The organism is Sinisalibacter aestuarii, from assembly GCF_027923545.1.
GTDB classification, from domain to species: Bacteria; Pseudomonadota; Alphaproteobacteria; order Rhodobacterales; family Rhodobacteraceae; genus Sinisalibacter; species Sinisalibacter aestuarii.
In genome coordinates this window covers 1-22,600 of record NZ_BROH01000005.1, presented here as the reverse complement: position 1 = coordinate 22,600, position 22,600 = coordinate 1, and the positions used below count along the sequence as shown (strand labels likewise).

At 66.1% G+C, this 22,600-nt stretch carries 22 protein-coding genes; 19 read left to right on the top strand and 3 right to left on the bottom strand.

Annotation, left to right across the window (positions count from 1 at the left end; translation table 11 throughout):
- Positions 1-50 precede the first annotated feature (50 nt).
- Positions 51-617, bottom strand: a complete 567-nt coding sequence (locus QMG28_RS09750) for a hypothetical protein (RefSeq protein ID WP_281842077.1) — start codon at positions 615-617, stop codon at positions 51-53.
- Between the two features lie 148 nt (positions 618-765).
- Positions 766-1,290, bottom strand: coding sequence for a hypothetical protein (locus QMG28_RS09745; protein ID WP_281842075.1), 525 nt, complete (start codon positions 1,288-1,290; stop codon positions 766-768).
- 448 nt (positions 1,291-1,738) lie between these two features.
- Between QMG28_RS09745 and QMG28_RS09740 the strand changes: the two genes are divergently transcribed.
- The 19 genes from QMG28_RS09740 to QMG28_RS09650 all read left to right on the top strand — a co-directional run bounded on the left by QMG28_RS09740 (position 1,739) and on the right by QMG28_RS09650 (position 22,355).
- Positions 1,739-2,806 carry a TRAP transporter substrate-binding protein gene (locus QMG28_RS09740; RefSeq protein ID WP_281842074.1) on the top strand — a complete coding sequence of 356 codons (1,068 nt, stop codon included), beginning with the start codon at positions 1,739-1,741 and terminating at the stop codon, positions 2,804-2,806.
- A 97-nt stretch (positions 2,807-2,903) separates the two neighbouring features.
- Positions 2,904-3,515: a TRAP transporter small permease gene (locus QMG28_RS09735; protein WP_281842072.1), complete on the top strand. Its 612-nt coding sequence runs from the start codon at positions 2,904-2,906 to the stop codon at positions 3,513-3,515.
- On the top strand, positions 3,512-5,008 hold the full coding sequence (locus QMG28_RS09730; protein ID WP_281842071.1) for a TRAP transporter large permease: 1,497 nt from the start codon (positions 3,512-3,514) through the stop codon (positions 5,006-5,008). Before QMG28_RS09735 ends, QMG28_RS09730 begins: the two co-directional genes overlap by 4 nt.
- A 104-nt stretch (positions 5,009-5,112) precedes the next feature.
- Positions 5,113-5,883, top strand: coding sequence for a crotonase/enoyl-CoA hydratase family protein (locus tag QMG28_RS09725; RefSeq protein WP_281842070.1), 771 nt, complete (start codon positions 5,113-5,115; stop codon positions 5,881-5,883).
- Positions 5,884-5,888: 5 nt separating this feature from the next.
- Complete coding sequence (locus QMG28_RS09720; protein WP_281842069.1) at positions 5,889-6,374, top strand: MarR family winged helix-turn-helix transcriptional regulator; 486 nt, start codon at positions 5,889-5,891, stop codon at positions 6,372-6,374.
- Positions 6,374-8,191 (top strand): feruloyl-CoA synthase, encoded by a 1,818-nt coding sequence (locus tag QMG28_RS09715; RefSeq protein WP_281842068.1) that lies wholly within the window; start codon positions 6,374-6,376, stop codon positions 8,189-8,191. Before QMG28_RS09720 ends, QMG28_RS09715 begins: the two co-directional genes overlap by 1 nt.
- A gap of 47 nt (positions 8,192-8,238) precedes the next feature.
- Complete coding sequence (locus tag QMG28_RS09710; protein ID WP_281842067.1) at positions 8,239-9,114, top strand: amidohydrolase family protein; 876 nt, start codon at positions 8,239-8,241, stop codon at positions 9,112-9,114.
- A complete protein-coding gene (locus QMG28_RS09705; protein ID WP_281842065.1) occupies positions 9,111-10,703 on the top strand; it encodes an acyl-CoA dehydrogenase family protein in 1,593 nt (530 codons plus the stop codon). Before QMG28_RS09710 ends, QMG28_RS09705 begins: the two co-directional genes overlap by 4 nt.
- Before the next feature lie 115 nt (positions 10,704-10,818).
- The gene (locus tag QMG28_RS09700; protein WP_281842064.1) at positions 10,819-11,286 is read left to right on the top strand and encodes a 4-hydroxylaminobenzoate lyase; all 468 of its coding nucleotides are present in this window, start codon (positions 10,819-10,821) and stop codon (positions 11,284-11,286) included.
- Positions 11,287-11,345: 59 nt separating this feature from the next.
- Positions 11,346-12,881 (top strand): benzoate-CoA ligase family protein, encoded by a 1,536-nt coding sequence (locus tag QMG28_RS09695; protein WP_281842063.1) that lies wholly within the window; start codon positions 11,346-11,348, stop codon positions 12,879-12,881.
- The gene (locus tag QMG28_RS09690; RefSeq protein ID WP_281842062.1) at positions 12,881-13,693 is read left to right on the top strand and encodes an alpha/beta fold hydrolase; all 813 of its coding nucleotides are present in this window, start codon (positions 12,881-12,883) and stop codon (positions 13,691-13,693) included. Before QMG28_RS09695 ends, QMG28_RS09690 begins: the two co-directional genes overlap by 1 nt.
- Positions 13,690-14,079: a DUF309 domain-containing protein gene (locus tag QMG28_RS09685; RefSeq protein WP_281842061.1), complete on the top strand. Its 390-nt coding sequence runs from the start codon at positions 13,690-13,692 to the stop codon at positions 14,077-14,079. The genes QMG28_RS09690 and QMG28_RS09685 overlap by 4 nt, the downstream gene beginning before the upstream one ends.
- A 123-nt stretch (positions 14,080-14,202) precedes the next feature.
- On the top strand, positions 14,203-15,861 hold the full coding sequence (boxC, locus tag QMG28_RS09680) for a 2,3-epoxybenzoyl-CoA dihydrolase (RefSeq protein ID WP_281842060.1): 1,659 nt from the start codon (positions 14,203-14,205) through the stop codon (positions 15,859-15,861).
- Positions 15,862-15,882: 21 nt separating this feature from the next.
- Complete coding sequence (gene boxB / locus QMG28_RS09675; protein WP_281842059.1) at positions 15,883-17,334, top strand: benzoyl-CoA 2,3-epoxidase subunit BoxB; 1,452 nt, start codon at positions 15,883-15,885, stop codon at positions 17,332-17,334.
- A gap of 81 nt (positions 17,335-17,415) precedes the next feature.
- Positions 17,416-17,586 (top strand): hypothetical protein, encoded by a 171-nt coding sequence (locus QMG28_RS09670; RefSeq protein ID WP_281842058.1) that lies wholly within the window; start codon positions 17,416-17,418, stop codon positions 17,584-17,586.
- A complete protein-coding gene (gene boxA / locus QMG28_RS09665) occupies positions 17,583-18,776 on the top strand; it encodes a benzoyl-CoA 2,3-epoxidase subunit BoxA (protein ID WP_281842057.1) in 1,194 nt (397 codons plus the stop codon). The genes QMG28_RS09670 and boxA overlap by 4 nt, the downstream gene beginning before the upstream one ends.
- 18 nt (positions 18,777-18,794) lie before the next feature.
- Positions 18,795-19,214: an acyl-CoA thioesterase gene (locus tag QMG28_RS09660; protein WP_281842055.1), complete on the top strand. Its 420-nt coding sequence runs from the start codon at positions 18,795-18,797 to the stop codon at positions 19,212-19,214.
- Positions 19,215-19,298: 84 nt separating this feature from the next.
- Positions 19,299-20,210, top strand: a complete 912-nt coding sequence (locus QMG28_RS09655) for a helix-turn-helix transcriptional regulator (RefSeq protein WP_281842054.1) — start codon at positions 19,299-19,301, stop codon at positions 20,208-20,210.
- 84 nt (positions 20,211-20,294) lie between these two features.
- The gene (locus QMG28_RS09650) at positions 20,295-22,355 is read left to right on the top strand and encodes a 3-hydroxyacyl-CoA dehydrogenase NAD-binding domain-containing protein (protein ID WP_281842053.1); all 2,061 of its coding nucleotides are present in this window, start codon (positions 20,295-20,297) and stop codon (positions 22,353-22,355) included.
- 37 nt (positions 22,356-22,392) lie between these two features.
- On the opposite strand, the gene QMG28_RS09645 is transcribed toward QMG28_RS09650, so the two are convergent.
- Positions 22,393-22,600: hypothetical protein (locus QMG28_RS09645; protein ID WP_281842051.1), on the bottom strand; the 208-nt coding region annotated here is incomplete at its 5' end.

Here is a 22,600-nt window from a genome sequence, read left to right as displayed (position 1 = left end):
AAGGCCGGGCGCAAGGCCCGGCCCGTCCGTTTGGATCGGCGATGCGGCGGTCAGAACACCCGGCAGCCGCTGTCCACCACTTCGCCCGGCGCGACCGGGTAATCGGGGCCGGGATTGATCACCAGCGTCTGCAAGCGGGTGATCCGGTTGGCGCAGGCGGTGGCAACCTGCACCGAGGCGCTGGCGCCGCCCAGATAAAGGTCGAGCCACGGGTGCCCGTTCTTGCCGGAGTGGCAGGGGCCATTCTGCGGCTGCGCGCCGTCGCCGCAGACATCTTCGACGATGGCGTATTTCCGCAGCGACTCGATGTAGAACTTCGTGCCGGCGGGAAAGTCGAGCGTCTGGCGCGAGCCGACGATGCTGTGGCCCACGGCGATGGTGATCGGGTCTTTGAAGGTGCCGGTGCCACCGGCGCGGCGATGGACGACCGGGCGCGCGATGGCGGCGGAGCCCGGCGGCGTGTTGTCCCAGTAGGTATAGCCGGTCAGGAACGCGGTGAAGCGCTGTTCCCCCTTGGTGGACACGACGGTATCGGCGCCGGCGCCACCGGCGAAAGACGAAAGCGCTGCGACAAACGCGCCGAGCAGCCCGGCGCGGGCACGGTTCCCGAATAGCATGTACCTGCCTCCTTGGTATACGGATCCCCCCACCGGCCTCTTGAGAGGGCCGGGTGAGTGCCAGATTACTTGCACAATGAGGCGCGGCGATGGAACAGCTGCGGCAGAACGGTGCCCGGATCGGCAAGGGCTTGCCGATCCGCCCCGCTCAGTAGGCGTCGCAGGTCTCGGCCATTTCGCCCGGGGCGACCGGGTAGCCGGGCGCGGGATTGACCACGACCGACTGCATCGAGGTGATTTTCATCGCGCAGGCATTGGCCGCGCGGGCGGAGGTATTTTCGCCGCCGATATAGAGATCGAGATGCGGATTGCCGGCCCGGCCCTTGCCGCAGGCGCCGCACAGGTCTTCGACCACCGCGTATTTGCGCAGGTCTTCGAGATAGAACCGCGTGCCCGGCGCATAGTGCCAGCCGGCATGGCCCCGGCCCACGGCGATGGTGATCGGGTCTTCATAGGTGCCGGTGCCGCCGGCCTCGTCATGGACGGTCGGGCGGGCGATGGCGGCCGAGCCCGGCGGGGTGTTGTCCCAGAAGGTATAGCCGGTGATCCAGGCGTCGATCCGCTGTTCGTTCTTCGTCGAGATGATGGTGTTGGCGTTCGCCATGCCGAGGCCGAGCACGAGCACAAGCGCAGCCCCGAGGGTGCCGCGCACCCCGCGTGTGAGAAAAGACATATCTGCCCCCAGAATCTGTTTTGCCTGAAATGCAGGCACGACGGGGCTTGGTACGAGGATTCACCTCCGACACCATGGTTGCGGCGCGGATTCGCGATTTTCGGCAGAACATCGCCGAACCCGTGCAGGCCAGGGCGGGAGTCGGCGGAATCGGTTCGCCTCCAGGGAGAATAACCGACCACGGAGTCGAAAAAACTTGATCGGAGAGGCGTTCCGTGGCCAAGTTCGGGAGACTCAGGCCCCGGCGCGGGCCGAGTTCTTCCCGAATCCCCCCGCAAGATTTATATTGCTAATAACTGTTATGCGGCATAACTATATGCGCGGCTGCTCGCGTCATATCGCCGCAAAAATCCGCCCGGATGCGGAGATTCTGGTGGAGCAAAGAGGCAATATATGGCAAAAGAAGCACTATAATGCCAAAAAGCTTGGTCAACAGGGAGGAAAATCAATGACCAAACGCAAGACGATTCTCGGCATGGCCGCCGGGGTGGCGATCTCGGCGCTCGCGGCCGGGGGCGCTTTCGCCCAGGAAGTCACGCTGAAACTGCACCAGTTCCTGCCGGCGCAGGCCAATGTGCCGCGCCTCGTGCTCGATGTCTGGGCCGACAATGTCGAGAAAGACTCGGATGGCCGTATCAAGGTCGAGCGCTATGCCGCGATGGCGCTGGGCGGCACGCCGCCGGAGCTGATGGACCAGGCGATCGACGGCATCGCCGATGTGGTCTGGACCGTGGTCGGCTACACGCCGGGCCGCTACCGCACCACCGAGGTGTTCGAGCTGCCCTTCATGGTGACCGATGCCCGCGAAGCCTCCTGCGCCTACAGCAAGATGTTCGACGAGCATATGAAGGACGGCGAGTTCTCCGATCTGCACATCGTCGGCACCTGGGTGCACGGCCCGGGCATGTTCCACACCAACAAGCCGGTGGCCAAGCCCGAAGACCTTCAGGGCATGAAGATCCGCGGTGGTTCGGTGCTGGTGAACAAGCTGCTTGAGCGCGTCGGCGCCACCCCGGTGGGGATGCCGGTGCCGGCCGTGTCGGAGGGCCTGTCGAAAGGCGTGATCGACGGCACCACCATTCCGTGGGAAGTGACCGAGTCGCTCAAGGTGCCGGAGCTGGTGCATAACCACACCGAATTCGAAGGCCCGGCGCTGTACAACCTGACCTTCGTGCTGGCCATGAACCAGGACACCTACAATGGCCTGCCGGACGATCTGAAAGCCGTCATCGACGCCAATGCCGGCCTGTCGTTCTCGGTCTTCGCCGGTGGCACCCAGGCCGATGCCGATGGCCCGGCCCGTCAGGTCGCCGTCGATCTCGGCAACAACATCATCACCGTCTCGGAAGAAGATGCCAAGGCGTGGGATGCGATCGTCAACCCGATCTATGAGGAATGGGTTGCCGAGATGGGCGCCGAAGGCAAAGACGGCCAGGCGCTGATCGACGAGGCGCGCGCGCTGATGGCGCAGTGCGGCGCCGACATGGCGTCGATCGACACCTACGGCGCTCACTGAGCCGATCCGGTGCGGCGGGGCAGGCCCCGCCGCGCCATTCCCGCCGCCCGGCAGGGGCGCGGACCCGGACGCAGGCAGGGAGCCTCCAGGGGATATCATGCATCGTTTCTTCCTAGGATTTTCGAGGCTGATGGCGATTGCCGGTGGCTTCGTCCTCAGCATCCTCGTGGCCATCGTGGTGCTGTCGATCATCGGGCGCGAGCTCAACGCATTCCTGCACGGCGATTTCGCGCAAGGGGCGTTCAAGGGCCTCGCCGACTGGATGCTCGGCGTGCAAGTGCCGGGGATCTGGGGGCCGATCAAGCTCGGCCCGTTCAACGGCGATTACGAGATCGTCGAGGCGGGCATCGCCTTTTCGATTTTCGCCTTTCTGCCGCTGGCGCAGATCACCGGGGCGCATGCGACGGTCGATGTGTTTACCTCGCTGTTGCCCGACCGCCCCAACCGGGTGCTGAGGGCGATCAGCGAGCTGGCCTTCGCCATCGTCCTGATCATCATCGCGGTGCAGCTCTGGCAGGGCACCGTCAGCAAGTTCGAGCGGCACCAGACCACGTTCCTGCTGCAATTCCCGGTCTGGTGGGCCTATGCCGCCAGCCTTGTCGGCGCGATCGCGGCGGCGATCGTCTCAGTCTACGTGGCGCTGATGCGCCTGATCGAAAGCGTGATCGGGCACCGGGTGATGCCTGCGGGTGAAGGAGCGGACCATTGAGCAATATCGAGATCGGCCTGTGGTCCTTCCCGGTCCTGATGCTGGCCATTTTTCTGCGCGTGCCGATCGGCCTGGCGATGTTTCTCGCCGGGTTCCTCGGCCTCGGCATCATCAATGACGGCTTCAGCATCGCGCTGGCCAAGCTGAAAACCGAGACCTTCACCACGTTCAGCTCCTATTCGCTCTCCATCGTGCCGATGTTTCTGCTGATGGGCCATTTCGCCACCATCGGCGGCATGAGTCAGGCATTGTTCAAGGCCGCCGAAGGCTGGCTCGGCCACCGCCGCGGAGGTGTGGCCATGGCCGCCATCGGTGCCTGCGCGGGCTTCGGCGCGATATGCGGCTCGTCGCTGGCCACGGCGGCCACGATGGGGCGCACCGCGCTGCCGGAGCTGCGCAAATACGGCTATTCCGGCGGCTTCTCGACCGCCACGCTCGCCGCCGGCGGCACGCTCGGCATTCTCATCCCGCCCTCGGTGGTGCTGGTGATCTATGCCATCCTTGCCGAGCAGAACATCGCCAAGCTCTTCCTCGCGGCGATCATCCCCGGCCTGCTGGCGGCTTTGGGCTATGTCATCACCATCTCGATCTATGTCCGGCTCAACCCCGACAGCGCCGGGGTGAAAGAGGCGGTGCCCTACGGCGAACGCTTCCGCGCGCTGATCGACGTCTGGCCGGTTCTGCTGGTCTTCGCGCTTGTCGTGGGCGGCATCTATGGCGGGCTGTTCACCCCCACCGAAGGCGCGGCGGTGGGCGCGCTCGGCACCGGGCTGATCGCCTTCGCCAACAAGGGGCTGAACCTCAAGGAGCTGCTCGGCTCTTTCACCGCCACCGCCCGCTCGACCGCGATGATCTTTTTCATCGTGCTCGGCGCGGCCTTCTATAACGGCTTCCTCGCCGTCACCCAGGTGCCGCAGACCATGGCCGACTGGGTGGTGACGCAAGGGTTCAGCCCGTGGACGGTGTTGCTCATCATCCTGGTGTTTTACCTGCTGCTGGGCTGCCTGATGGACAGCCTGTCGATGATCCTGCTGACCATCCCGATCTTCTACCCGATCATCTCGGTGCTGGATTTCGGGCTGGTGGATTTCACCCAGATGCAGCTTGCCGAGGCGCGCGACATCATTGCCATGGGCGTGCCCGAGGGCATCGCGCCAGACATGCTGGCCAGTATCCAGGCGGCGCTGGCCGAGGGCGTGCAGCTCACCCAGGAACAGGCGCGCGCGCTGGGCGTGACCATCTCCGAGGGCCGCGCCAACATGATCGGCGTCGAGCGCACCGCGATCTGGTTTGGCGTGCTGGTGCTGATCGTGGTCGAGGTCGGTCTGATCACCCCGCCGGTGGGGATGATCCTGTTCATCATCAACGCGATGGACCGCACCACCCCGATCGTCGAGACCTATAAGGGTGTGCTCTACTTCATCACCTCCGACATGATCCGGGTGGCGCTGCTCCTGCTCTTCCCGGGGATCACGCTCTTCCTGATAACCTGAAACGGCCCCGCGCCACTGGCGCGGGGCTTTATTGCGGCATATAGATATGAAAGATAACTATTGTAGTTTGAAACGATCTCGCCGGATCGACAAGGACCTGACGAATGACTGATACCATCCTCCAGATTGCGGTTTCGGATGACGGCATCGCCACGCTGGTGATGAACCGGCCGGGCAAGCGCAACGCGATGAACGACGAGCTTCTTGCCGCGCTCGACGCCTTCTTTTCCGCCCCGCCCGCCGCGGTGAAGGCGGTGGTGCTGACCGGGACCGAGGGGCATTACTGCTCGGGTCTGGACCTGGCTGAGCACAAGGAGCGCAACGCCGAGGAAACGATGCGCCATTCGCGTGGCTGGCACGCGATCATGGACAAGATCCAGTTCGGCGGGCTGCCGGTGGTCTCGGCGATGTTCGGCGCGGTGATCGGCGGCGGGCTGGAGCTGGCCACCTCGACCCATGTGCGCATTGCCGAGCCGTCGGCGATCTTCCAGCTTCCCGAGGGCAAGCGCGGCATCTTCGTCGGTGGCGGCGCGAGCGTGCGGGTCGGCAAGATCCTCGGCGCCGACCGGCTGATCGAGATGATGCTGACCGGGCGCAAATACAACTCAGATGAGGGGCTTGCGCTCGGGCTGACCCATTACGCGGTGGGCGAGGGCGAGGCGCTGGCGATGGCGCAGGATCTGGCCCGGCGGATCGCCGCCAACGCGCCGCTTTCGAATTACATCATGATCCAGGCCATCGCCCGGATCGAAGACATGTCGAAGGCCGACGGGTTCTTCACCGAGAGCCTCTGCGCGGCGCTCACCCAGACCAGCCCCGATGCCGTCGAGGGGTTGCAGGCCTTTCTGCAAAAACGTGACCCCAGCTTCAGGTGACTGTCATGGCTGAAGATTCCGCCCCCCACGGCACCGCGCCGATCCAGCCCGAAAGCGTGTCCGACGCCACGCTGCGCGGGCTGATCGGCTATTCGATGAAGCGCGCCTTCATGGTGATCCGCGCCGATCTGGCCCGCACGCTGGAGCCGTTCGAGCTGCGGATGATGACCTTCACGGCGCTCACGCTGGTGGCCGACAATCCCGGCCTCAGCCAGTCGCAACTGGCGCAGGCGATGGCGGTGGAGCGGCCCAACCTCGTGGTGATCGTCGACGAGCTGGAAACGCGCGGCCTGATCACCCGCGACCGCGTGCCGACCGACCGGCGCACCTATGCGCTGCACATCACCTCGGAGGGGGCGCAATTGCTGGCGCGGGCCACGCGGGCCGTGCACCAGCATGAAAACGGGATCATGGGTAAGCTCACCGCCGAGGAGGAGGCGGCGCTTATCGCCACGCTGAAGCGGATCGAAGCATCGGGAGGGAGATCTTGATGGACCAGAAATATCGCCCCCATAGCGCCCGGCTCACGCCCCGCGCCGATGGCAGCCTGCTGTACACCTCGGGCCATGAGATGAGCCCCGTTGCCGCGACCACCGGCGAATGGCTGCATCGCTGGGCCGACGAGGCACCGCTGCGCACCTTCCTCGCCGAACGCTACGGTGCGGGCTGGCACGAGGTGAGCTATGGCCAGGCGCTGGAACAGGTCCGCGCCATCGGTCAGGCGCTGGTGGCGCGCGGGCTTGGGGAAGAGACGCCGGTGCTGGTGATGTCGGGCAACGGGGTGGATCACGCTTTGCTCGCGCTTGCCGGGCAATATGTCGGCGTGCCGGTGGTGCCGGTGGCCGAGCAATATGCGCTGATCCACGGCGCGCATGGCCGTCTGCGCCACGCGATCGAGCTGACCCGGCCGAAGATGGCCTATGTGGTCGATGCCGACCAATATGCCGAGGCGCTCGCGCTTGAGGCGCTCGACGGGATCGAACTGGTCGCCTCGCGCCCCGGCAAGAACGCTTCCGTCACGCCCTTTGCCGAGCTTCTCAGGGGCGACGCCACGGTGGATGTCGACGCGGCCCATGCGAAGGTGGGGCCCGACAGTGTGGTCAAGATCCTGCTGACCTCCGGCTCCACCTCGGCGCCCAAGGGCGTGCCCACCACCCATCGGATGATGTGCGCCAACCAGGCCCAGATCGCCGATGCGCTGCCCTTCCTCACCGACCGGCCGCCGGTGCTGGTGGACTGGCTGCCGTGGAACCACGTCTTTGGCGGGTCGCATAATTTCAATATCGTGCTCGCCAATGGCGGCACGCTCTATATCGACGATGGCAAGCCGGTGCCGGCGCTGATCAACCGCACGCTGGAAAACCTGTCGATGGTCTCGCCCACGGCAAGCTTCAACGTGCCGGTGGGCTTTGCGCAGGTGCTCGACGCGCTGAAGAAGGACGAGGCGCTGCGCCGGACCTACTTCAAGGAACTCGACATGATCTTCTACGCCGGCGCCTCGCTGCCGCAGGATGTCTGGCAGGGGCTGGAGGCGCTGGCGCGCGAGGTGCGGGGCGCTGTGCCGCTGATGAATTCGTCCTGGGGCCTGACCGAAACGGCCCCCGCCACGCTCATCCAGCACCAGCCGACCGACCGCTCCGGCATTGTCGGCGTGCCGATGACCGGGACCGAGATCAAGCTCATCCCCGGCGAGGACGATCCCGACCGCTACGAGGTGCGCGCACGCGGGCCGAACCTGTTCACCGGCTATCTCAACGATGCGGAAAAGACCGCCGAGGCGTTCGACGAGGAGGGCTTCTTCCGCACTGGTGACGCGATGAAATTCGTCGTCCCCGGCCAGCCCGGGATGGGGCTTAAATTCGATGGCCGGATCAGCGAGGATTTCAAGCTGCTCACCGGCACCTGGGTGCGCGCCGCGCAGCTCCGGCTCGATATGCTCGTCCAGATCGGCCCGCTGGCGCAGGATATCGTGGTGACCGGCGCCGACCGCCGGCAGATCGGCATCCTGATCTTTCCGAACATGGCCGAGATCGAGAAGGAGGGCTTCAGCCCCGAAAACCTCGACGGAGCGCTGAGCTGCCGCATGCTCAAGGGCGAGATCGCCCGCCGCCTTGCCGAGCGGGCGCGCGAAGTGTCGGGTTCGTCCAGCCATGTGGGCCGGGCGCTGGTGCTGGCCGAGCCGCCCGACATGGGCGCGGGTGAGATGACGGCCAAGGGCAACCTCAATTATCGCAAGGTGCTCGACCGCCGCAAAGCCCTGCTCGACCGGCTCTATGACGATGCCGATCCGGCCACCATCACAATCTGACCCCGCCCGCCCGGTTGCGGGCGCGCCTATTCCCGAGGGAGACGTTCATGGTTGATATCGCCAAGGTCCGCGCGATCGACATTCACACCCACGCCGAAGAGCCCTGCGGCTGCCATGCCGATGACGGCTATGACGATCTGCAATCGACGATGGCAAAGTATTTCGGCGCCCCCTGGGAGCATCCGCCCACGGTGCCGCAAACCGCCCAGCATTACCGCGAGCAGAATATCGCGGCGGTGATCTTCCCCGTCGACGCCGAGCGCGAGACCGGCTACCGGCGCTACAAGAACGAGGAAGTGGCGGAGCTTGCCGCCGAGAATGACGATGTGCTGATCCCCTTCGCCTCGATCGACCCGTGGAAGGGCAAGATGGGCGTGCGCGAGGCGCGGCGGCTGGTGCGTGACTTCGGCATCAAAGGCTTCAAGTTCCACCCGACGATGCAGGGCTTCTACCCGAACGACCGGATGGCCTATCCGCTCTACGAGGCGATCCAGGACGAAGGCGCGGTGGCGCTGTTCCATACCGGGCAAACCGGGGTCGGGTCGGGGATGCCGGGCGGCAACGGGATGCGGCTGAAATATTCCAACCCGATGTATATGGACGATATCGCGGTCGACTTTCCCGATCTGAAGATCATCCTCGCCCATCCCTCCTTTCCGTGGCAGGAGGAGGCGCTGAGCGTGGCGACGCATAAGCCCAACGTCTATATCGACCTGTCGGGATGGAGCCCGAAATACTTTCCGCCGATCCTGGTGAAATATGCCAATTCGCTGTTGAAGAAGAAGGTGCTGTTCGGCTCCGACTGGCCGATGATCAGCCCGGAGAAATGGCTGGCAGCCTTCGAGCAGATCGACATCAAGGACGAGATCCGCCCCGATATCCTGAAAAACAACGCGGCGAAGCTGCTGGGGTTTGTTGAATGAAGCCCTTCGCCGCCCCCGTCGATGACATCCTGTTTTCGCTCACCCATGTCGCGGGGGCGCCCCGGCTGGCGGAGTATGACGGCGAACTGGTGGCCGAGCTTGCCGGCCATTTCGCGGCCTTCGCAGAGGGGGTGATCGCCCCCATCGACGAGCCGGGCGACCGCGAAGGCGCCCGGCTGGAACAGGGCCGGGTGCGCCTGCCGGCGGGCTACAAGGCGGCGTTCGACGCCTTCGTCGACCAGGGCTGGCCGGGGCTGACCGCGCCGGAGGCGTTTGGCGGGCAGGGGCTTGGCGGCGTGGTCGGCGCGGTGGTGTCGGAGATCGAGACCGGCGCGAGCCAGGCGTTCAACATGCTGGTGAACCTCACCCCCGGCGCGATCCGCACGCTCATGGCCTATGCCAGCGACGACCAGAAAGCCCGCTTCATCCCGCCGATGGCGGAAGGCCGCTGGCTTGGCACGATGTGCCTGACCGAGCCGGGCGCGGGCTCCGACCTCGGGCGTGTGCGCACGCGGGCGGCGCGGGACGGCGCGGGGTGGAAAATCTCGGGCGAGAAAATCTTCATCTCCGGTGGCGATCAGGATTTGTCGGAGCGGATTTTGCACCTCGTCCTTGCCCGCACCGGCGCGGCGGAGGAGGGCGTGAAAGGGCTGTCGCTCTTCGCCTGCACCTCCGAACTGGCCGATGGCAGCCGCAACCCGATCCGGGTGACGCGGATCGAGGAAAAGATGGGCCTGCACGCCCAGCCTACCTGCCAACTTGCTTTCGACGGCGCCGAAGGCGAGTTGATCGGCGCCGAGGGCGAGGGGCTGAAGGCGATGTTCACGCTGATGAACCACGCCCGGATTGACGTGGCGCTGCAGGGCGTGGCCCATGCCGCCCGTGCCCATGACATTGCCAGCGCCTATGCCGCCGAGCGGGTGCAGGGGCGTGGGTCGGACGGGCCGGTGAGCATCGACCGGCACGGCGATGTGCGCCGGATGCTCGACGAGATTGATGCCGCGGCACTGGGCGGGCGGGCGATGACCCATCTTGCACTGGTGACGCTGGAGACGGGCGACGATCCCTGGCTGGTGGAGTTCCTCACCCCGGTGATCAAGGCGCATTGCTCCGAAGCGGGCATCCGCGCCGCCGAGACCGCCATGCAGGTGCTGGGCGGCTACGGCTATCTTGAGGAATACCGGCTGAGTCAGATCTACCGCGATGCGCGGATCATCGCCATCTACGAGGGCACCAACGGCATTCACGCCATGGCGCTGGCCGGGCGGCTGATCCGGCTGGAAAACGGCGCGGCCTTCGATGCCTTCGCCCGCTTCGTGGAGGGCTGTGCGCAAAGCCCCGGCCTTGCGCGCGCCTATGCCGCCTGGCAGGCGGCGCGCGCGCATCTGGAGGCGGGGGCCGATCCCGGCCCTGTCGCCATGCCGTTCCTGCGGCTCACCGCCCGGGTGCTGGAACAGGCGGTCTGGACCCGGATTGCCGCCGCCGCCGATCACCACCCCGATCCGGCACGCATCGCCCGTGTTGCCGCGCTGGTGGCGCGGCAGGCGGCAAGGGCCGAGGCCGATCTGGCGGAAATCACCGGCATCTGACGACTTCTCCTGGTGGTGTGCAGAAAAATGCACATCGCTGGAATTCCGGTTGCGTCATCGCGTCGTATGTGCACTATAAAGCATAAGACGACTCGCCGCGCGACAGGGAGGAGACATGTCCGCCGAAGCCTTTTCGATGCTCCTGTCGGGCATCGCCGCGCGCCTTGAGGGCGTGCCGCTCGATGACGACATGGCCGCGTTTCTCAATGCCGAATATCCCGCCGATGGGGCGGAGTTTCAGGAGCTTGCCCGGCTCTGCGCCGAGGGCGAGCGCGAGGGCTGGCTGATGAGCCGCGAGGCGGGCGGCATCAAGTTTGGCCGCGCGATCAAGCCCGGCGGGGCCACCGGGCATTTCTCCGTCGATGTGGTGCGGATGAAAGAGGTCAAAGGCCCCCATCATCTGCACCCCGAAGGCGAGATTGGCGCTGTGATCCCGATCGAGGGTGCCCCGCATTTCGATGCCTTCGCGCCCGGCTGGTATGTCTACCCGCCCGGCTCCGACCATCACCCGACCGTCTCGGGCGGCGATGCCTATGTGGTCTACCTGCTTCCGGAGGGTGCAATCGAATTTACCGGGCGCTAGCCCGGCCATCACAACGGGACACGCAGGCACAGACCAGCGGCCCGGTCAGGGAGGACAAGATGGACAACGAAAACGCCGCGATCTGGTTTGTCGACCGGCATCTCGAAGAGGGCCGCGCCGGCAAGACTGCCTTTCGCGAGGCCGATGGCGAGAAACGCGCGATCACCTATGGCCAGCTTGCCGGGGAAACGGCGCGCTTTGCCGGGGCCCTGCAGCGCCACGGCGTGCGCCGCGAAGAGCGGGTGGCGATGATCGTGCGTGACCAGATCGAATTTCCGGTGGTGTTCTGGGGCGCGCTCAAGGCCGGGGCGATTCCGGTGCCGCTGAACACGCTCCTGTCGGGCCAGGTCTACGAGGCGATCCTGAACGACAGCCGCGCCTCGATCCTCGTCGTGTCCGAACAGCTCTGGGGGGTGGTGAAACCGGCGATCGACGGCAACCGCTTCCTGCGCGCCGTGCTGGTGATCGGCGGCGCGCCCGAGGGCACCGAGAGCTACACCACCTTCGTCAAGGACGCCCCCGCCATCGAAGCCGCCGAGGCGCATTCGGACGAACTGGCGTTCTGGCTCTATTCCTCCGGCTCCACCGGCACGCCCAAGGGGGTGCGCCATGTGCACGGCTCGCTGCGCGCGACCGCCGAAACCTTCGGCGCGCAGGTGCTCGGTGTTCGCGAAGACGATACGGTGTTTTCCGTCGCCAAGATGTTCTTCGCCTACGGGCTGGGCAACGCGATGTCGTTCCCGATGGCGGCGGGGGCGACGACGGTGATCTATTCCGGCCGCCCGACGCCTGAGAGCGTGTTCCGGATCATGGCCGTGGAGAAGCCGACGATCTTTTGCGGCGTGCCGACGCTCTATGCCGCGCTGGTGGCAGAGCAGGAAAAGGCGGGCACGGCGCCGGTGCACAATATCCGGCTCTGCACCTCGGCGGGCGAGGCACTACCGCGCGAGATCGGCGAGCGCTGGGAACGGCTCTGGCGGGCCGAGATCGTCGACGGTGTCGGCTCTACCGAGATGCTGCATATCTTCCTCTCCAACCGGCCCGGCGATATCCATTACGGCACCTCCGGCGTGGCGGTGCCCGGCTATGAGGTACGGCTGGTCGATGAGCACGACGAAGACGTGGCCGAAGGCGAGGTGGGCGAATTGCTCGTGCGCGGGCCGTCCTCCGCCGAGGGCTACTGGAACCGCCGCCACAAGTCGCAATCCACCTTTCAGGGCCATTGGACGCGCACCGGCGACAAATACGAGCGCACCGCCGAGGGCCGCTACGTCTATTGCGGGCGCACCGATGACATGTTCAAGGTTTCCGGCATCTGGGTGAGCCCCTTCGAGGTGGAGCAGGCGCTGGTCGAACACCCGGCGGTGCTGGAAGCCGCCGTGGTGGCGCGCGCCGATGAGAAGGATCTGGTGAAGCCCGCGGCCTTCATCGTGCTGAAAGACGGCATCGCCGCGCCCACGCCCGATGAATTGAAGGACTTCGTCAAGGACAAGATCGGGATGTGGAAATATCCCCGCTGGGTCGAGGTGGTGGAGGAACTGCCGAAAACGGCCACCGGCAAGATCCAGCGCTTCAAGCTGCGCGAGGCGGGCTGATGGCGCAATGGGCCGCAACGGGCAGGCTGGAGGCAGGCGGCAAGCGGCTGGACTATGCCTGCTGGGGGCCGCCGCCCGGCGCGGCGCCCACGCTGGTGATGCTGCATGAAGGGCTGGGCTGCGTGGCGCTCTGGCGCGACGTGCCGGCCCGGCTGGCGCAGGCGACGGGCTTTGGCGTGATGGCTTATTCCCGCGCCGGCTACGGCCAGTCCGACCCTGCCGATCTGCCGCGCCCGCTCGATTACATGACCCGCGAGGCGGTGGATGTGTTGCCTGACGTGCTCGACGGCCTCGGCATCGGGCGCTGCGTGCTGCTCGGCCATTCCGACGGCGCGACCATCGCCGCCGAATATGCCGGGCGGGTCCCGGACCACAGGGTGCGCGGGCTGGTGCTGATCGCGCCGCATTTCTTCACCGAAGAGACGGGGCTCGCCGAGATCGCCGATGCTCGCCGCGCCTATGTGACAACCGAGTTGCGCGGCAGGATGGCGAAGTATCACCGCGACCCCGACAATGCCTTTTTCGGCTGGAATGACGCCTGGCTCGCCGAGGGGTTCAAGGCATGGAATGTGGGCGAGGTGATCGACTATTGGCGCATTCCCTGCCTTGTGGTGCAGGGCGAGGCCGACCAATACGGCACGCTGGCGCAGGTCCGCGAGGTGGAAACCCGCAGCTATGCGCCGGTGGAGACCGCAATCATCGCGGGCGCGCATCACGCGCCGCATCTGGAAAAGCCCGGGGAAACGCTGGCCGCGATCGCCGAATTCTGCGCCCGGCTGGAACGGATCGAGGCGGCGGAGCCGGAGCTGTGATCCCGCATATCCCCGGCAAAACCCCGCGCCCGACCGCGCCGGTCCGTCCCGGGCTGGACGAGGGCAGGGCGCTCTATGCAAAGGGGTTCTTCTGGGAGGCGCATGAGGCCTGGGAGCCGGTCTGGCTTGCCGCCGCCCCGAATTCGCGCGAGCGGGCCTTCCTTCAGGGGATCATCCAGCTTGCCAATGCGCGGCTGAAGCTGGCGATGGGCCGCCACGAGGCGGCGGCCCGCATCGTGGCGCGCGCCGGCGAGCACCTGGATGCGGCGGGCCTGCCGGGCGCGGGCAGGTGCGGCCAGGATTGGGCGCAGGGTGAATTGATGGAGATCAGGGCGATTCTTGAACATGGATATATGCATTATAATGCAATATCTTCACAACGCTAGAATGCTAGAATCCTGGCATCGTCCTGAAATATAGGGAAAACAATTTAGCATTATAATGCATGATAGTGTTGCGAATGACCGAATGCCGCACTATACTGCATGGGCGCTACAGGGAGTGAGACCGTGACCAAGCTCATCAATTTCCAGACCGACCCATCGACCTACCGCCACTGGAAGGTGGGTTACGATGGCCCCGTCGCCACCGTCACCATGGATGTGGACGAAAACGGCGGCCTGTTCGACGGCTACCAGCTCAAGCTCAATTCCTACGATCTCGGCGTCGATATCGAGCTTTACGACATCACCCAGCGGATGCGGTTCGAGCATCCGGAGGTGAAGGTGGTGGTGATGAAATCGGGCAAGGACAAGGTGTTCTGCGCCGGCGCCAATATCCGGATGCTCGGCGGTGCGAGCCATGCTCACAAGGTCAACTTCTGCAAATTCACCAATGAAACGCGCAACACCTTCGAGGCCGCAGAGGACGATTCGGGCCAGAAGTGGATCGCGGCGGTGAAGGGGGCCTGCGCGGGCGGCGGATACGAGCTGGCGCTGGCCTGCAATCACATCATGCTGACCGACGACAGCTCTTCCTCCGTCGCGCTGCCCGAGGTGCCGCTGCTGGCGGTGCTTCCGGGCACCGGCGGCCTCACCCGGGTGACCGACAAGCGCAAGGTGCGCCGTGACCGGGCCGATGTGTTCTGCTCGATCGAGGAAGGCATCCGTGGCCAGCGGGCGAAGGAGTGGCGGCTGGTCGACGAGGTCATCCCGAATTCGAAATTCGATGCCACCGTTGCCGAGCGCGCGCAGGAATTCGCCGCCGCCTCGGCCAAGCCGGACGTGGCCGGGGGCATCTCCCTCACGCCGCTCGCCCGCAAGATCGACGAGGCGGCTGTGCACTACTCGCTGGTCGAGGTCGAGATCGACCGCGCCGGGCACAAGGCCACGATCACCCTGTCCGGCCCCGAGGGCGATGCGCCCGCGAGCATGGACGAGGTGGTGGCTGAGGGCGATCAGTTCTACCTGCTCCGGCTCGCCCGCGAGCTTGACGATGCGATCCTGCATCTGCGGCTCAACGAGCGCGAGGAAGGGCTGATCGTGTTCCGCTCGCAGGGCGATGCCGACCGGGTGAAAGCGCATGAAGACCTGCTGCTCGCCAATGCCGATCACTGGCTGGCCAACGAGATCCTGAAATACTGGAAGCGCGTGCTGAAGCGGATCGACATGACCTCGCGCAGCCTCGTTGCGCTGGTCGAGCACGGCTCCTGTTTTGCCGGGGTTCTGGCCGAGATCCTGTTCGCCGTCGACCGCTCCTACATGATGGAAGACGAGTTCGAGGGCGATAACCGGCCGCTCGCCACGATCCTGCTGAACGGCAGCAATTTCGGCACCTACCCGATGGCCAACGATCTCTCGCGCCTCGCCACCCGCTTCCTCGGCGAACCCGAGGCGGTCGAGGAAGCGCGCGGGAAGGTCGGCGAGCCACTGGAGGCCGACGAGGCCGATGCGCTGGGCCTCGTCACCTACATCCTCGACGATATCGACTGGGACGACGAGATCCGCATCTTCATCGAAGAGCGCGCCTCGTTCTCGCCCGACGCGATGACGGGGATGGAAGCCAATCTGCGCTTCGCCGGCCCCGAAACGATGGAAACCCGCATCTTCGGCCGCCTCACCGCCTGGCAGAACTGGATTTTCAACCGGCCCAACGCCACCGGCCCCGAGGGCGCGCTGCAACGCTACGGCTCCGGCATCCGTGGCAACTACAACATGGAGCGCGTCTGACGGCGCGACAGGGAGGACAACATGCACGACTTGATGAACGTTTCCTACGACACCCAGATCCCCAACAACGTTGGCCTTTCGTCCGACAAGCGGGTGCTGAAGGCGCTGGAAAAATGGCATCCCGGCTACATCAACTGGTGGAACGATCTGATCCCCGACAAGTTCCAGCAATCGCTCGTCTACCTGCGCACCGCCGTCTCGGTCGACCCGAAGGGCTGGGCCAAGTTCGATTACGTCAAGATGCCCGACTACCGCTGGGGCGTGCTGCTTGCGCCGCAGGTGGAGGGGCGCACCATTCCCTGTGGCGAACATGCGGGCGAACCGGCCTGGCAGGAAGTGCCGGGCGAATACCGCAACCTGATGAAGCGCCTGATCGTGATCCAGGGCGATACCGAGCCGGCCTCGGTCGAGCAGCAGCGCTTTCTCGCGATCACCGCCCCCTCGCTTTATGACATGCGCAACCTGTTCCAGGTCAATGTCGAGGAGGGCCGCCACCTCTGGGCGATGGTCTATCTGCTGCACAAGTATTTCGGCCGCGACGGGCGCGAAGAGGCCGACGATCTGCTGCGCCGCTCCTCGGGCAGCGAGGAAGCGCCCCGGATGCTCGGCGCCTTCAACGAGGAAACGCCCGACTGGCTGTCCTTCTTCATGTTCACCTATTTCACCGACCGCGACGGCAAGATGCAGCTCGAAAGCCTCGCGCAATCGGGCTTCGATCCGCTCAGCCGCACCTGCCGCTTCATGCTCACCGAGGAAGCGCACCACATGTTCGTGGGCGAAACCGGGGTGGGCCGCACTATCGAGCGCACCTGCCAGGTGATGAAGGAAAACGGCATCGACGATCCCTACGATACCGACCGCATCCGCGCCCTCGGCGTGATCGACCTGCCGCTGATCCAGAAAAAGCTGAACCTGCACTACACCCTGTCGCTCGATCTGTTCGGCCAGGAAGTCTCGACCAACGCCGCCAATGCCTTCAACGCAGGCATCAAGGGCCGCTACCAGGAGCACCGGCTGGACGACGACCACAAGCTGACGAACGACACTTACACGGTGTGGGATTTCGAAGACGGCCAGGTGGTGCGCAAGGAGGTGCCTGCGCTCACCGCGATCAACATGCGCCTGCGCGACGATTATACGCGCGATGCCGCCGGCGGTGTGGGCCGCTGGAACAAGATCATCGAAAAGGCCGGGATCGACTTCGAGCTCAAGCTGCCGCACGAGGCGTTCAACCGCAAGATCGGCGTTTTCTCCGACAAGCTGTTCGATCCGGACGGCACGCTGCTTTCCGGCGCCGATTACGATGCCGGCGAGAAGGGCTGGCTGCCGACCCATGCCGATGGCGATTTCATCCAGTCGCTCATGGTGCAGGTGACCGAGCCTGGCAAATATGCGGGCTGGATCGCGCCGCCGAAAGTGGGGATCGACAACAAGCCCGGCGACTTCGAATATGTGAAGCTCGCCATGGCGTGATCGCCGCTTCATCGTGGCGATACTGGCCCGGAAGGGCCGGGGGGCGGCCCCCCGGCTCATCCGTCAGACCGGGAGGACGACATGCAGGTAAAACGCGAAATCGGCCATGCGCCCCGCTCCCATGCGCTTGCGGGCGAGGTCTCGGCGCTTTCGGGCGGCTGCGTCGGCTGCAAATCCTGCACCGGCCTCTGCACCGCTCTGATCGAGGCGCTCTATCTGCCCGGGATCGTTCTGAAGGAGAAAGAGGCGTGACCAGGCCGCTCAAGCAACATCTGATCGACCCGGAGATCTGCATCCGCTGCTATACCTGCGAGATGACCTGCCCGGTCGAGGCGATCACCCATGACGACATGAACGTGGTGGTCGACGCCTCCAAATGCGAGTTCTGCATGGATTGCATCCCGGTCTGCCCGACCGGCTCGATCGACGAATGGCGGGTCGTCACCGCGCCCTATTCGCTCGACGATCAGTTTGCCTGGGACGAGCTCCCGGCTCAGGAGGAGCTGGGCGAGGGCGGCGAGGCCGAAACCGGGCTTGAGGCGCTCGATGACGCGATGGCGGCGCTGCTGGCCGAGGCCCATGCCGGCGCCGGCGGCAAGGCGAAGGCCCCGGCCACCGCCTCCAAGCCCACGGTCAACCTCTACACGCTCGGCAAGCCCGCCACCGCGAAGGTCACGGGTAATTTCCGCCTCACCGCCGACGGGTCCGACAACGATGTGCGCCACATCATCCTCGATTTCGGCGGCCAGCCGATGCCGGTGCTGGAAGGCCAGTCGATCGGGATCATCCCGCCGGGAACGGACGACGCGGGCAAGGCGCATCTGCCGCGGCTCTATTCGGTCTCGTCCCCCCGCGATGGCGAGCGGCCCAATTACAACAACCTCTCGCTCACGGTGAAGCGCGAGCCGCAGGGGCTGTGCTCCAATTATGTCTGCGATCTCAGGCCCGGCGACGAGGTGCAGGTGACCGGCCCGTTCGGCGCCACCTTCCTGCTGCCCTCCGACCCGGAGGCCGAGCTTCTGATGATCTGCACCGGCACCGGCTCAGCCCCGTTCCGTGGCTTCACCATGCGCCGCCAGCGCGAGATACCGCGCAACACCGGCAAGCTCACCCTCGTCTTCGGCGCCCGCCGCCCCGAGGAGCTGCCCTATTTCGGCCCGCTGAAGAAGGTGCCCGAGGATTTCATGCACAAGCTCTTCGCCTTCTCCCGGCTCGACGGAGAGCCGAAGCATTACGTGCAGGACAAGCTGCGCGACGAGAGGGAGCGGGTGGCGGCCCTGCTGCAAAGCCCGAAGGCGCATGTTTATATCTGCGGGCTGAAGGAGATGGAGCAGGGGGTGGAGGAAGCCTTCCGCGATATCGCGCGCGGTGTGGGGCTGGACTGGGCGGCGCTGCGCGATACGATGCGCGACGACGGGCGCTACCACGTCGAAACCTACTGATCCGCCCCGGAGCCCGACATGGACTATACCCACGAAATCCGCGTGAGCTGGGGCGATTGCGACCCGGCCCGGATCGCCTACACCGCCCGCATCCCGGCCTGGGCGCTGGAGGCGATCAACGGGTTCTGGGAGCATGTGCTCGATGGCGACGGCTGGTACCAGATGGAGCTGGATCGCGGTTTCGGCACCCCCTTCGTGCATATGGAGATGGATTTCCGCAGCCCCGTCACCCCGCGCCACCGGCTCGCCTGCACGGTCATCCCCGAACGGCTCGGCGAAAGCTCGATCACCTTCCGCGTGACGGGCAGGCAGGATGGTGCACTGTGCTTCGAGGGCAGCTTTGTCTGCGTCTTCATCGTCGCCGGCAGCCTCGAAAAACGCAGCGTGCCGGACGAGGTGCGCGCCGTGGTCGGGCCGCGGATCGCCGCCGCCGGTTGATGCACTATTGTGCGCCTTTTCCATTGAGGGCGGGGCGCGGCGGGCGTAGGATTGCTGCATTATTGTTCAGACGTCAGGCAGGGTATGGCCGAGATCACAAATTTCAGGGGCGACGTGCAGGAAACGCGCAGCGAGGCCGAGGAGGAAGTGGCCCGCATCATCGCCCGCGTCGGTGAACGGGTGCGCCATGCGCGCGACCGCAAAGGCATTCCGCGCCGCGTGCTGTCGGAAAAATCGGGCGTCTCGCCGCGCTATCTCGCCCAGCTCGAAGCGGGCGAGGGCAATATCTCGATCGGGCTTCTGAGCCGTGTCGCCCATGCGCTCGATCACAGGATCGAATGGCTGGTGGGCGAGGACGACCCCTGGTCGTCCGACGCGCTGCGCATCGCCGAACTGTTCCGCAGCGCCGACAGCGCCACCCAGGCCCGTGTGCGCGCGGCGCTCGCGCCCGATCCGGCAGAGACGGCGCGGGCCAACCGCATCTGCCTCGTGGGCCTGCGCGGCGCGGGCAAATCCACGCTGGGCCGCCGCGCCGGTGCGGCGCTCGGCCTGCCCTTCGTCGAGCTCAACCGCGAGATCGAAGAGCAATCGGGCATGCCGGTGGACGAGCTGATGGCGCTTTACGGTCAGGAGGGCTATCGCCGCCTCGAAGCGCAGGCGATCAGCCGCGTGATCGCCACCCATGAGGCGATGATCCTCGCCGTGGCCGGGGGCATCGTCGCCGAACCGGAGACCTATGCCCGGCTTCTCGATCATTTTCATACGATCTGGGTCAAGGCCACGCCGGCCGAGCACATGGCCCGGGTCCGCGAACAGGGCGATACGCGGCCGATGGCGGGCAACCCGGAGGCGATGGAGCAGCTCAAGTCGATCCTCACCGCCCGCGAGGCGCTCTATGACCGGGCGCTGGCGCGGCTCGACACGTCGGGCCGCAGCGAAGACGAGAGCCTTGCCGATCTGCTCGCCCTGATCGAACGCCATCATTTTCTCGACTGACCCGTTCTTCTTCGTTCCGCAAATACCTCGGGGGGTCCGGGGGGCAGCGCCCCCCGGCCTCGCCGCCAGACCACCGGAGGATCCATGCCTGTCACCACCCGCCGCGATGGCGCCACCGCCTATGTCACCCTCGATTTCCCGCCCGTGAACGCGATTGGTCGCGAGACCCGGCAGGGCCTGCTGGACGCGCTCGGCTGGATCGCGGGCGAGCCGGGGCTGGAGCGGGTGATCCTCTCCGGTGCGGGCCGGGCCTTTGCCGCCGGGGCGGATGCGCGCGAATTCGACGGGCCGGCGCTGGAGCCGCATCTGCCCGAGGTGATCGCCGGGATCGAAGCCTGCGCGGTGCCCTGGATTGCCGCGATCCACGGGCCGGCGCTCGGCGGCGGATGCGAGCTGGCGCTGGCCTGCCGCTACCGGATCGCCGCCCCCGGCGCGCAGATCGGCCTGCCGGAAGTCACCCTTGGCGTGGTGCCCGGCGCGGGCGGCACCCAGCGCCTGCCGCGCCTTGTGGGCCTTGCAAGCGCGCTCGACATGATCGCCACCGGCAAGCCCGCCCCGGCGGCGCTGGCACTGGAGATCGGGCTGGTGGACGAGCTGGCCGAGGATCCGCTCTTTGCCGCCGCCGAGATCAACCACGAACGCCTTTCCACCCGCGTGGCGCTCGGCGATCTGCCGGGGCCGGACGCGGACGATGCGGCGGTATCGGCGGCACAGGCCCAGGCGGAAAAACGGATGCGCGGCCAGACCGCGCCGCTGCGCGCGATCGACCTCGTGGCCGCGTCCGCCACCACACCGCTCGCCGAGGCACAACAGGCGGAGCGCGCCGCCTTCCTTGAGCTGCGCCAGGGGGCACAGGCAAAGGCGCTGCGCCACATCTTCTTTGCCGAACGCGCGACGAAGGCGCCGGACGGGCTGAAGGCGGCGGCCCCGGTCGACGTGAAGAGAGCCGTGGTGGTCGGTGGCGGCACGATGGGGGCGGGCATCGCCTATGCGCTGCTCAATGCCGGGATCGCCGTCACGCTGCTGGAGACGGACGCCGAGGGCGTTGCCCGCGCCGGGGCCAATGTGGAACGGATCATCGCCGCCGCGCTGACGCGCGGGCTGATCGACCCGGCTAAAGCCGAGGCAAGCCGCGCCGCCTTCACCGCCACCGTGGATTACGGGCAGGCGGCGGATGCCGACATCGCCATCGAGGCGGCCTTCGAGAGCATGGAGGTGAAGCAGCAGGTCTTCGGCAAGCTGGAGGCGGCGATGCGCCCCGGCGCGGTGCTCGCCACCAACACCTCCTATCTCGACGTGAACGACATCGCTGCCGTTCTGGCTGACCCGACCCGGCTCGTCGGCCTGCATTTCTTCGCCCCGGCCCATATCATGAAGCTTCTGGAGATCGTGCGCGGCGCGGCCAGCTCCGACACCGCACTCGCCACCGGCTTTGCGCTTGCCAGGCGGCTGCGGAAGCTGCCGGTGCTTGCCGGCGTCTGCGACGGGTTCATCGGCAACCGCATCCTCGCGCGCTACCGCGAGGCGGCGGATACTGTGATGATGGACAGCGCGAATCCCTGGGAGATCGACGAGGCGATGGTGGCGTTCGGCTACCCGATGGGTCCCTACGAAGCGCAGGACCTGTCCGGGCTCGACATCGCTCATGCCAATCGCCGCCGCCAGGACGCCACCCGCGACCCGGCCCGCCGCTACATCCCCATCGCCGACCGGATGGTGGAGGAGGGCCGGCTGGGCAAGAAGGTGGGCGTGGGCTGGTACCGCTACCCCGGCGGCGGCGGCAAGGTGGTCGACCCGCTGGTCGAAGACCTCGCCCGCGAAGAGGCGCATTTTGCCGGGGTCACGCGGCGCGACATCTCGCAGGACGAGATCCGCGAGCGGCTGGTGCTGGCGATGATCAACGAGGCGGCGGCGATCCTCGATGAAGGGATTGCGCAATCGGCGGCGGATATCGACGTGGTGACGGTGGCCGGTTACGGCTTTCCACGCTGGCGCGGCGGTCTGATGCACCATGCCGACACGCTGGGCGCGTCCGCGATCCTCGCCCGGCTGCGCAGCTTCGCGGAGGAGGATCCGGTGGCGTGGAAACCGGCCGCGCTGATCGAGCGGCTGGCGGCGGAGGGCAAAAGCTTTGCCGGGGCGTGAGGTGCGTTGGGCTGTGCAGACGGGTGTGACCTGGCTTCTATTCAGGTTTCGGTAACCGCTGCGGATATCCGGCGGCACAATAAAAGGTATTTACAAACATTGGATTAGCCCCATTTTCACCGGAAAACCGGAAAACCGGAAAACCGGAAAACCGGAAAACCGGAAAACCGGAAAACCGGAAAACCGGAAAACCGGAAAACCGGAAAACCGGAAAACCGGAAAACCGGAAAACCGGAAAACCGGAA